Source organism: Achromobacter semiaridum, assembly GCF_053543755.1.
On record NZ_JBLVOL010000073.1, the window covers coordinates 14070 to 25390 of the forward strand.

Genomic DNA, 11321 nt, shown 5'->3' on the forward strand with positions numbered 1-11321 from the left:
CCCCCGCGGCGCCTGTTTCCGCCTTTGGCAGCGTGCGCCATGCCGTGCCGATGCTGTCGCTGAACAATGCGTTTGCCGAAGAGGAAGTGGTGGCGTTCGACCGCCGTGTCACCGACACGTTGCGGGGGGCAGGCCTATTGGGACCGGCCCAGCAAGCCGATTATTTCTGTGAGCTCAAGTTGGACGGGCTGGCGATCAGCCTGCGTTACGAAGACGGCCGTCTTGTGCAGGCCGCCACGCGCGGTGACGGCCAGACGGGCGAAGACGTCACCTCCAACATCCGCACCATCAAGGCCATTCCGCTGCAACTGAAAGGGTCCGCGCCGAAGGTGTTGGAAGTGCGCGGCGAGGTGCTGATGAATCGCGCCGACTTCGAAAAATTGAACGCGTCGCAGGCCAAGCGTGACGAAAAGATCTTCGTCAACCCGCGCAATGCCGCGGCCGGCAGCCTGCGTCAGCTGGACCCGCGCATCACCGCCAAACGGCCGCTGCGCTTCTTTGCGTATGGCTGGGGCGAAGTGCAGGGCCTGCCCGGCAAGCAAAGCGGCTTGTTCGACGAGGCCACGGCCGGCGCCGGCCAGGCGTCGCAACTGCCGGAAGCGTCGCATGGCGCCATGCTGGCGTGGCTGCACGAGCTGGGCCTGCCGGTCAACTTGAAGCACAACCATCGCGCGACGGGCGCCGAAGGCTTGATGGCCTTTTATGCCAAGGTGGGCGAGCTGCGTGCCAGCCTGCCTTACGACATCGACGGCGTGGTCTACAAAGTAGATTCGCTGCCCGCGCAGAAAGTGCTGGGCTTCGTGGCACGCGCGCCGCGTTTCGCGCTGGCCCACAAATTTGCCGCTGAAGAAGCCACCACGACGCTGCTGGATATAGAAGTGCAGGTGGGCCGCACGGGCGCAATCACGCCCGTGGCACGCCTGAAGCCCGTGTTCGTGGGCGGCGTGACCGTCACCAACGCGACGCTGCACAACGAAGACGAAATCCGCCGCAAGGATGTGCGCAAGGGTGACACCGTCATCGTGCGCCGCGCGGGCGACGTGATTCCCGAAGTGCTGGGCCCCGTGCTTGAAAAGCGGCCCGACGACGCTCAGGAGTTCGTCATGCCCACGGCCTGCCCGGTCTGTGGGTCGGCCATTGAGCGGCTGGAAGACGAGACTATTGCGCGCTGTACGGGCGGCCTGTTCTGCGCTGCGCAGCGCAAGCAGACGTTGTGGCATGCGGCCAGCCGCAAGGCGCTGGACATCGAAGGGCTGGGCGAAAAGCTGGTGGACCAGCTGGTGGACAGCGGCCGGGTCAAGACCTTGGCTGACCTGTACAGCCTGCGTCCGCTGGAACTGGTGGGCCTGGATCGCATGGGCCAGAAGTCGGCCGACAACCTGGTCGCGGCTATCGACAAGGCGCGCGCCCCGGGCTTGAACCGCCTGTTGTTCGCGCTGGGCATTCGTCACGTCGGTGAAACCACCGCCCGCGACGTCGCACGGCATTTCGGCAGCATCGACGCCATCATGGATGCCGATGAAGACGCCTTGTCGTCAGTGCCCGACGTGGGCCCGGTCGTGGCGGCATCCATCCGCCGCTTCTTTGCCGAACAGCACAACCGCGACGTCATCGAGCAGTTGAAGGCGCAGGGCGTGAACCCCGTGGCCGACGCCGCGCCGCAAGGCACGACGCTGGCGGGCAAGACGTTCGTGCTGACCGGCACGCTGCCCAACTGGACCCGCGAGGAAGCGTCGATGCACATCCAGGCAGCAGGGGGCAAGGTCAGTGGATCGGTCTCCAAGAAAACCGCCTATCTGGTGGCGGGCGAAGAGGCCGGCAGCAAGCTGACCAAAGCGCAGGAACTGGGCGTGACCGTGTTGGACGAGGATGCGTTGAAAGCGCTGTTAGGAATGTCCTAGTCCCAAAAAAACTGCCCGCGATAGCGGGCAGTTTCGATTTTGGCGCAGGGCAGGCTTACTGGATCTTGGCCTTGTCGCGCAGTTGCTTCTGGTAGTCGGCCAGGGTTTGCTGGCGCAGCATTTCTTCCAGTTGCGGACGCACTTGATCCAGCGGCGGGAATTCCACCGGGCGGGTGTCCTCGACCTTGATGATGTGCCAGCCAAATTGGGTTTGGACCGGCTTGTCGACCAGTTCGCCCTTCTTGAGCTGAGTCACGGCTTGCGCGAACGGCTGCACGTAGTTGGTCGGGGGAGCCCAACCCAGATCGCCACCCTTTTCGGCGCTGCCGGGGTCCTTGGAGTTTTTCTTGGCCAGGTCGTCGAACTTGTTCTTGTTGCCCTTGATCTGGGCCAGCAGGTCATTGGCCGTCTTCTCGTCTTCGACGAGGATATGACGGACCTTGTATTCCATCTTGCCGGCTTGTTCCTTCTTGATCTTCTCGTATTCGGCGGTGACCTTGGCGTCCGAAACCGGGTTCTTGGCCAGGTAGTCAGCCATCAGGGCGCGCACCAAAATGCCTTGGCGGGCCAGTTCGATTTCGGTTTGAACGTCGGCTTGCTTGGCGATGCCGCTGGATTCGGCGGCTTGCACGAAGATCTGGCGGTTAATCATTTCTTGCTTGACCTGTTCGCGCAATTGCGGCGAATCGGTCGCGCCCTGGCTGACCAGCAGCTTGACGAATTGATCCAAATTCTTTTGCGGAATGGCCTTACCGTTGACGGTGGCCACGTTTTGCGCGAAAGCGGGCACGGCGATGACGCAGGCCGCAGCCAGCATGACGATGCGTTTCATGAATATCCTTTTACTTTCTATTTGGGAGCCTGGGCATCTAGCGCAAGCGCATGAATCGGATAGGGGATCAAATCTTGCAAATGATGATACACCAGCCTATGTCGCGCCACGGCGGAGAGCCCCGCGAAGCAAGGCGCTACGATGTGGACGCGATAGTGGCCGGCGCCGTTTTTACTGCCTTCGTGGCCGGCATGCAAATGGGAGTCGTCCAGGATGTCCAGCGTTACAGGTTCCAGGGCGGCCAGGCGCTCTCGGATCAGGGTGATGCGATCGGTGTTGTCGGACATGGCGGCTACATGAAAGTTCCGACGCGCCCACCGCAGTGGACGCGCCTATGATTGGACCGTGTGGTCGGGCGGCTGGCGCGTCAGGGCTTGCCCGGCGGCGTGCCGGAACCGGCGGTTTCGTCGGTCTGGATGTGTTTGCCCAGCCACACTGACTGGCCGATCACAAAGACGACCATCAGGCCCATCAGGCCGAATGCCTTGAAGCTGACCCATTGCGATTCGGTGAAATGACCCGAGAACGCCACATACAGGTTCAGCGCACCGGCGACCAGGAAGAAGGCTGCCCAGACCAGGTTCAGCTTGTCCCAGGCGGCGTCCGGCAGTTGGATCTGCTTTTCCATCAGGCGGCGGATCAGGTTGCGGCCGAACACCCAGCGGGAAATCAGCAGCGCGCCGCCAAACAGCCAATACAGCACGGTGGGTTTCCACTTGATGAAGACATCGCTGTGCAGCCAGATGGTGGCGCCGCCAAAAACCAGAATGACCGTCAGATTGATCCAGTGCATGGCCTCGGTGGCGCGGCCGGTAAGCTTGAGCCACACAATCTGCAACACGGCCGCCGCCATGGCAACGCCCGTGGCGATGAAGATGTCCGTGTACCGATAGGCAATGAAGAACAGGAACAGCGGGAACAGGTCGAACAGAAACTTCTTCATTCAGTCTTCTATGGGTTCAAACGTCATCGACAGGGAATTGATGCAATAGCGCAGCCCGGTGGGCGGAGGGCCGTCGGGGAAGACGTGGCCCAGATGCGAGTCGCATACATTGCACAGCACTTCGGTGCGAACCATGCCGTGGCTGACGTCGCGCTCTTCGCGCACCAGTTCAGGGTCCAGCGGCTGGAAATAGCTGGGCCAGCCACAGCCGGCGTCGAATTTGGTGTCGGATGCGAACAGGGCCGTGCCGCAACCCACGCAGCGGTAGATGCCCGGCGTGGTCGTATTCCAGTAACGCCCGGTGAATGCGCGTTCGGTACCCTTTTCACGGGTGACCACGTATTCTTCGGGGGAAAGTTGTGCGCGCCATTCGGCGTCGGATTTGCGTACTTTTTCCATATCAGCTCTTGGAGTCCCGATGCCCGAAATGGTTCGGGCATAATCCCGCCCCATGTTAATCGAGTTTGACCAGGCGGTAGTGGCCACGCCCCAGGCAGAAGTGTTGCGTGGGGTGAGCGCGACGCTGGCCGAGCGCCGCATCGGCATCGTCGGACCCAACGGCGCCGGCAAGAGCACGCTTGCGCGCCTGCTGAACGGGCTGGTGCTGCCGTCCTCGGGCAGTGTCCGGGTGGATGGGCTGGATACCCGGCACGATTTGAAGGCGGTGCGCCGCCGCGTGGGCTTTGTATTCCAGAACCCGGAAAATCAGATCGTCTTTCCCATCGTGCGCGAAGACCTGGCGTTCGGCCTGAAGCGGCTGGAACCTGACAAGGCGCTGCGCGAATCGCGCATCGATAGCCAACTGAAGGCGCTGGGGGTCGGGCATCTGGCCGACCGCAGCAGCCACACGCTGTCGGGCGGCGAACGGCAGCTGGTGGCGTTGGCGGCCGTGCTGGTCATGGCGCCGGCGCTGGTCGTCTTTGACGAACCGACCACGCAGCTGGACCTGCGCAACCGCAACCGGGTCCGCGACGCGATCGCCGCGCTGCCCCACGATGCCGTGGTCGTCAGCCACGACCTGGACCTGCTGGAAGATTTTGACCGGGTGCTGGTCGTGCGCGACGGCGTCATCGCCGCCGATGACGCGCCCGCGGCGGCCTTGCGCTGGTACCGGGAGCACTGCGCATGATGGAACCTCTTTACGTCGCCGGCCGCAGTCCGCTGCACCGGCTGCCTGCCTGGGTAAAGCTGGTGGCGCTGGTGGCCGCCGGGGCGGGGCTGTTCATGCTGCGCGACCCGCGTGGGCTGGGCGCGGCGTTTACCGTTTCGGCAATTCTGGTCTGGTCCACGGGCGTGTCGGCCGCCGCCGTCTGGCGCCAGGTGCGCGGGCTGCTGTGGGTGCTGCTGGCCGTGGCGCTTTTCACGGGCGTATTCCAGGGGCCGATCGACGCCCTGGCCGTCGTGCTGCGAGTGGGCGCGATGGTGGGGCTGGCGCTGGCCGTCACGCTGGCCACGCGCACGTCGGACCTGATCGCCGTCTGCGAACGGGCCTTGATGCCGTTCGAGCGGATCGGGCTGGTCGATGCCGGCAAGGTGGCGTTGGCGCTGGCCCTGGCCTTGCGGTTCGTGCCTGAGATCTGGCGCAATTTTCAGGAAATCCGCGAGGCCCAGGCGGCGCGCGGCTTGGGCGCCCATCCGGTTGCCCTGATCGTGCCCTTGATCGTGCTGACATTAAAGCGCGCCCAGGAAGTGGCCGAAGCCATCGACGCGCGCAGCCCCTGAGCCGCGCGCTGCCACCCCACCCAATAGGTAATGCCATGAAATCCCATAACACCGTGCTGATTGCGCTGTTCGCCGCGCTGGTCGTCGTCCTGAGCCTGATCCCGCCGATACCGCTGCCCGGCATTCCGGTGCCGATCACCTTGCAGACGCTCGGCGTCATGCTGGCCGGCGCCATGCTGGGGCCGGTGCGCGGCGCGCTGGCCTGCCTGCTTTATCTGCTGCTCGCGGCGATCGGCCTGCCGGTGCTGCCGGGCGGCCGGGGCGGGTTGGGCGCATTCATGGGCCCCACGGGCGGCTTTCTGGTCGGCATGGTGGTGGGCGCATTTGTCGTCGGCTGGCTGACCCGCACGCTGGTGGGCCGGGCCAACCGCGGTTGGGCAAAGGTGGGCGCGTATGTCGTGGCCTGCGGGGTCGGCGGCATTGTGGTGGTCTATGCCTTTGGCGTGCCGTGGCTGGCCTCGGTGACCAAGATGGGCCTGCCCAAGGCGGCGGCGGCTGTAGCGGTGTTCCTGCCCGGCGATCTGATCAAAGCCGTGATCGCCGCCTGGGTGGCATCGCGCGTGGAACGGGTGTGGCCGATGTTGGGCCGCTGACCTTGGGCCGCTGACAGATTTGTCAGTGCAAGGTGACAGTAAGGTAACCGGCCGGCAAGGCGCTTTGGGGCATGCTGCCCATTACAAGGGAATCCCCCAACTGACGCGCTGAAAGTTTTTCTAGTACAAGTTCGCCATCAAGTTCGCCATTAACGAATGCGTTTGCTGAAACAAGGTTTCCATAGCACATCAGGGATTTACCGTAGTTGCGTGACGTCATCTGATACTGTTTTAACCCTATAATATTTTTTTCTGTATAACTTTAACTAGGCTCGCTTCGCCTCGATCGAGGCGCATAAGAGCCACCACAGGAGACAAAAAATATGCGCAAGCACTTCGGCTTGTCCGCGGCGGCTGCCGCTTTCGCCCTGGCCGTGCCGCTTCTGGCAAGCGCGCAGGTCAAGGTCGGCGTCACGGTGTCCAGCACCGGCCCCGCTGCGTCGCTGGGTATCCCCGAACGCAATACCGTGGCGTTGCTGCCCAAGGAAGTGGCTGGCCAGAAGATCGAATGGATCGTGCTGGATGACGCCACCGACACCACGCAAGCCGTCAAGAACTCGCGCAAGCTGGCCACCGACGACAAGGTCGACGTGCTGATCGGCACGTCGGTCACGCCGGGCTCGCTGGCCATGGTCGACGTGGCCGCCGAAGCCAAGGTGCCGATGATCAGCGTGGCCGCCAGCGCCAAGATCGTTGAACCCGTGGACGACAAGCGCCGCTGGGTGTTCAAGACCCCGCAAAACGACGCGCTGATGGCCGGTGCCCTGGCCGACGCCATGGCCAAGTCCAAGGTCAAGACGCTGGGCTTCATCGGCTTTGCCGACGCCTACGGCGACGGCTGGCTGGACGTGATGCAAAAGGCCGCCAAGGCCAAGGGCATTGAAATCGTCGCCATCGAAAAATACAGCCGTACCGACACCAGCGTGACCGGTCAGGTGCTCAAGCTGGTTGGCGCCAAGCCGGACGCCATCCTGATCGCCGGCGCCGGCACCCCGTCGGCGCTGCCGCAAAAGGAACTGAAGGCCCGCAACTACGGCGGCACCATCTACCAAACCCACGGCGCCGCCAACAACGACGTGCTGCGCGTTTGCGGCAAGGACTGCGACGGCATGTTCCTGCCGGCCGGCCCGCTGCTGGTGGCCGCCCAACTGCCCGATTCCAACCCGGTCAAGAAGTCGGCCCTGGCTTATGTTGAAACCTACGAAAAGGCTAACGGCGCCAACTCCACCAACACGTTCGGTGGCCACATGTGGGACGCCGGCCAATTGGTCGTGGCCGCGGTGCCCGTCGCGCTGAAGACGGGCGCCAAGCCCGGCACGCCGGAATTCCGCGCCGCCATGCGCGATGCGCTGGAAAACGTGAAGGACCTGGCCGCGTCGCAAGGCGTGTTCAACATGTCGCCTACCGACCACGCCGGCTTTGACGAGCGTTCGCGCGTCATCGTCAAGGTTGAAGGCGGCAAGTGGGTCTATCAGCCCGGCCTGTAATTCCCTTCGGATTGCCCGATCCACGGATGTGCCTTGCAAGGCCGCGCCACCTGACGGTGCGTGTCTTGCGGCACCCGAGCAATGCTTCGCACCGGCCTTTCCGGCCGGTGTGTCGTATCAGTGTCCCGGGCGGGGCCGGAACACCAAGAATCAATAAGGTTGTTAGATGGATTCCTCAATTGCGCTGATCCTGCTGCAAGACGGTATCGTCAACGGCGCCATCTATGCCCTGCTGGGCATGGCGCTGGTGCTGGTATTTGCCGTTACGCGCGTCATTTTCATTCCCCAGGGTGAGTTCGTGGCGTTTGGCGCCTTGACCCTGGCCATGCTGGTCGACGGAAAGATGCCGGGCACCGCCTACCTGCTGCCGCTGCTGGGCGCCCTGTGCCTGGCGATGGAACTGGTGCGCGGCTTGCGGACCCGCAGTTTCGCTGGCCTGCCCAAAACGCTGGTCACCTGCGTCGTCCTGCCGCTGGCGCTGTTCTGGGTGACCCAAAGCTACATCGGCCCCGACAACTCGCTGTGGCTGAACATGCTGCTGACGTTGTTGCTGGTGATCCCGATGGGCCCCATGGTTTATCGCATCGTCTATCAACCCCTGGCTGAAGCCACCGTGCTGGTGCTGCTGATTGTCTCGGTTGCCGTCCACTTCGCGCTGACCGGCCTGGCGCTGGTGTTCTTCGGCGCCGAAGGCTGGCGCACCCCGGCGTTCGTCAGTGGGCAAGTTGACCTGGGCTTCATGACCTGGTCCGCGCAAAGCCTGTTCGTGGTTGCCACCTGCGCGTTGCTGATCACCGCCCTGTGGTTGTTCTTCGGCAAGACCTTGTACGGCCGTGCGCTGCGCGCCACCGCCGTCAACCGCCGCGGCGCGCGCCTGGTCGGCATCAGCACCACCATGTCAGGCAGCCTGACGTTCACGCTGGCAACCGCCATCGGCGCCATGTCCGGCATGCTGATCGCGCCTATTACCACCGTTTATTACGACACCGGCTTCCTGATCGGCCTGAAGGGCTTTGTGGGCGCCATCATCGGCGGCCTGGCCAGCTACCCCGTAGCCGCCGCCGGATCGCTGCTGGTCGGCGTGCTGGAATCTTTTTCGTCCTTCTGGGCCAGCGCCTATAAAGAAGTGATCGTCTTTACCTTGATTATCCCGGTTCTGGTCTGGCGTTCGTTCAGCACCCATCACGTGGACGAAGAGGAATAAACGCCATGAACCGCATTCTGCTTGCCGTCTTCATCGTCGTCCTGGCGGGCCTGCCCTTGGTGCCTGTCACGCCCGAATTCTGGGTGACGCAACTTAACTACATTGGCCTGGCCAGCCTGGTCGTGCTGGGCCTGGTGCTGCTGACCGGCGTGGGCGGGCTGACTTCGTTCGGCCAGGCCGCGTTCGTGGGCCTGGGCGCTTACACCACCGCCTTCCTGACGACGCAATACGACGTGTCGCCGTGGCTGGCCTTGCCCGCCGGACTGGTGCTGACCGCCGTGGTGGCCTACCTGCTGGGCGCGATCACGTTGCGCCTGTCGGGCCATTACCTGCCGCTGGGCACCATCGCCTGGGGCCTGTCGCTGTACTTCCTGTTCGGCAATATCGACTGGCTGGGCAAGCATGACGGCATTGCCGGCATCGAACCCATCAGCATCTTCGGTGTGTCGCTGGCCAGCGGCCGCAACATCTATTACCTGATCTGGGTATTCGTGCTGCTGGCGCTGTGGGCTACCCGCAACTTGCTTAATTCGCGGCCGGGCCGCGCCATCCGCGCGCTGAAAAGCGGCGCCGGCATGGCCGAATCCATGGGCGTGAACACCGCGGCCTACAAAGTCGTGATCTTTGTCTGGGCAGCCTTGCTGGCCTGCGTTTCGGGTTGGCTGTACGCGCACATGCAGCGCGCCGTCAGCCCCAGCCCGTTCGGCGTGAACTACGGCATTGAATACCTGTTCATGGCGGTGGTGGGCGGTGCGGGTTACGTGTGGGGCGCCTTGCTGGGCTCGGGCGTCATTCTGGTGCTGAAAGACCAATTGCAGAATTGGTTGCCCAAGCTGCTGGACACCAACGCCAACTTTGAAATGATCGTCTTTGGCGTGCTGCTGATCCTGATGCTGCAATACGCCCGCAACGGTCTCTGGCCCATCCTGGCCACCTGGTGGAGCCGCATCACCGGCGCGGATGGTTCGCGCCGCAATCTGGCGCCGCCCGCGGCGGCGCCCGCGCTGCCGACGCGCATGCGTCCCGAAGCCGGGCAGGTGGTGTTGGAAGTGGATGCCATCCGCAAGGAATTTGGCGGCCTGGTCGCGGTCAACGACATTACGTTCAAGGTCCGTTCCGGTGAAATCATGGGTCTTATCGGCCCCAACGGCGCCGGCAAGAGCACCACGTTCAACCTGATCAGCGGCGTGCTGCCCGTGACCCGTGGCAAGGTCACGTTCATGGGCCAGCGCATCGACAATCGTTCCGCGCGCGAGATCGCCAAGCTGGGTGTGGGGCGCACGTTCCAACACGTGCAGTTGCTGCCGGGCATGACAGTGCTGGAAAACGTGGCCTTGGGCGCGCACTTGCGTTCGGACGTGGGCGTGCTGGCCGGCGCCTTGCATTCGGACCGTGCCCGCGAAGCGCAGCTGCTGCACGAAGCCGCCGAACAGATCAAGCGCGTGGGCCTGGGCGAATACCTGTACGAACAGGCGGGCAACCTGGCGCTGGGCCAGCAACGCATTCTGGAAATTGCGCGGGCGCTGGCGTCCGACCCGGTCTTGCTGCTGCTGGACGAACCCGCCGCCGGCCTGCGCTACAAGGAAAAACAAGACCTGGCGCGCGTGCTGGAGCAACTGCGCTCGGAAGGCATGAGCATTTTGCTGGTCGAACACGATATGGATTTTGTGATGCGCCTGACCAACCATCTGGTGGTAATGGATTTCGGTACCAAGCTGGCTGAAGGCGTGCCGGCCGACGTGCAAAAGAACCCGGCGGTGCTGGAAGCCTATCTGGGCGGTATCGATGACGACCTGCCCGAAGCGGACCAGGCCAAGCCGGTCTCGGCAGGAGGTGTGCAATGAGCGCGACGCAATCGCCCGTGCTGGAAGTCAGCAATCTGTCGGCGCGTTATGGCAAGGTCGGCGCATTGGTTGGCGCGTCGCTGACCGTGCCCGCCGGCAGCATCGTGACCGTGATCGGCGCCAACGGCGCGGGCAAGTCCACCATGCTGAACGCGATGATGGGGTCGCTGCCGCACACTGGTCATGCCGCCGGCACCGTGCACTACGCGGGCGCCGATGTGTCCGGTTGGCAAGTCGAAAAGCGCGTGGCTGCCGGCATGTCGCTGGTGCCCGAGCGCCGCGAACTGTTCGGCACCATGTCCGTTGAAGACAACCTGCTGCTGGGCGGCTTTCGCCGTTACCGCGCCCGCGAGGCCGGCTGGCGCGACACGCTTAATGAAGTGTTCGACCTGTTTCCGCGCCTGCGCGAGCGGCGCGGCCAGCAGGCCGGCACCTTGTCGGGCGGTGAACGCCAGATGCTGGCCGTGGGCCGCGCGCTGATGGCCAAACCCAACCTGCTGATGCTGGACGAGCCCAGCCTGGGCCTGGCGCCGCGTATCGTGCGCGAGATCTTCCACATCATCGCGCGCTTGCGGGAAACGGGCGTGGCGATTCTGCTGGTCGAACAAAACGCCCGCGCGGCGTTGCAAGTGGCCGACTACGGCTACGTGCTGGAAACGGGCGAGGTCATTCTGCACGGCCCGGCACGCGAATTGGCGGGCGACCCGAAGGTCATTGAAAGCTATCTGGGCCTGGGCAAGGGCGCCGAGAAAGAATAGGCCCGGCCGCCTTTGCTGACATGAAACCGGGGGGCGG

At 63.9% G+C, this 11321-nt stretch carries 12 protein-coding genes; 8 read left to right on the forward strand and 4 right to left on the reverse strand.

What is annotated here, in order from left to right:
• On the forward strand, positions 1–1901 hold a 1901-nt coding region (ligA, locus tag ACNPP0_RS19760; RefSeq protein WP_448706792.1), incomplete at its 5' end, for an NAD-dependent DNA ligase LigA.
• 55 nt (positions 1902–1956) lie between these two features.
• Here ligA and ACNPP0_RS19765 read toward each other — a convergent pair.
• From ACNPP0_RS19765 to msrB, 4 genes are all read right to left on the reverse strand, one after another.
• Positions 1957–2733 carry a peptidylprolyl isomerase gene (locus ACNPP0_RS19765; protein ID WP_448706793.1) on the reverse strand — a complete coding sequence of 259 codons (777 nt, stop codon included), beginning with the start codon at positions 2731–2733 and terminating at the stop codon, positions 1957–1959.
• A gap of 17 nt (positions 2734–2750) precedes the next feature.
• Positions 2751–3020: a BolA family protein gene (locus tag ACNPP0_RS19770; protein ID WP_319303386.1), complete on the reverse strand. Its 270-nt coding sequence runs from the start codon at positions 3018–3020 to the stop codon at positions 2751–2753.
• 80 nt (positions 3021–3100) lie between these two features.
• Complete coding sequence (locus ACNPP0_RS19775) at positions 3101–3676, reverse strand: septation protein A (RefSeq protein WP_332610713.1); 576 nt, start codon at positions 3674–3676, stop codon at positions 3101–3103.
• The gene (msrB, locus tag ACNPP0_RS19780) at positions 3677–4075 is read right to left on the reverse strand and encodes a peptide-methionine (R)-S-oxide reductase MsrB (protein WP_046802562.1); all 399 of its coding nucleotides are present in this window, start codon (positions 4073–4075) and stop codon (positions 3677–3679) included.
• Between the two features lie 52 nt (positions 4076–4127).
• Here msrB and ACNPP0_RS19785 point away from each other — a divergent pair, with 52 nt between their 5' ends.
• From ACNPP0_RS19785 to ACNPP0_RS19815, 7 genes are all read left to right on the forward strand, one after another.
• Positions 4128–4805, forward strand: coding sequence for an energy-coupling factor ABC transporter ATP-binding protein (locus tag ACNPP0_RS19785; RefSeq protein WP_332610711.1), 678 nt, complete (start codon positions 4128–4130; stop codon positions 4803–4805).
• A complete protein-coding gene (locus tag ACNPP0_RS19790) occupies positions 4802–5398 on the forward strand; it encodes an energy-coupling factor transporter transmembrane component T family protein (RefSeq protein WP_448706794.1) in 597 nt (198 codons plus the stop codon). The genes ACNPP0_RS19785 and ACNPP0_RS19790 overlap by 4 nt, the downstream gene beginning before the upstream one ends.
• 35 nt (positions 5399–5433) lie before the next feature.
• Positions 5434–5991 carry a biotin transporter BioY gene (locus tag ACNPP0_RS19795; RefSeq protein ID WP_332610708.1) on the forward strand — a complete coding sequence of 186 codons (558 nt, stop codon included), beginning with the start codon at positions 5434–5436 and terminating at the stop codon, positions 5989–5991.
• A 323-nt stretch (positions 5992–6314) separates the two neighbouring features.
• On the forward strand, positions 6315–7478 hold the full coding sequence (locus ACNPP0_RS19800) for an ABC transporter substrate-binding protein (protein ID WP_046802566.1): 1164 nt from the start codon (positions 6315–6317) through the stop codon (positions 7476–7478).
• 166 nt (positions 7479–7644) lie between these two features.
• On the forward strand, positions 7645–8682 hold the full coding sequence (locus tag ACNPP0_RS19805; protein WP_332610706.1) for a branched-chain amino acid ABC transporter permease: 1038 nt from the start codon (positions 7645–7647) through the stop codon (positions 8680–8682).
• A 5-nt stretch (positions 8683–8687) separates the two neighbouring features.
• A complete protein-coding gene (locus tag ACNPP0_RS19810; protein ID WP_448706795.1) occupies positions 8688–10526 on the forward strand; it encodes a branched-chain amino acid ABC transporter ATP-binding protein/permease in 1839 nt (612 codons plus the stop codon).
• Positions 10523–11284 (forward strand): ABC transporter ATP-binding protein, encoded by a 762-nt coding sequence (locus ACNPP0_RS19815; RefSeq protein ID WP_046802568.1) that lies wholly within the window; start codon positions 10523–10525, stop codon positions 11282–11284. Before ACNPP0_RS19810 ends, ACNPP0_RS19815 begins: the two co-directional genes overlap by 4 nt.
• Positions 11285–11321: the final 37 nt, after the last annotated feature.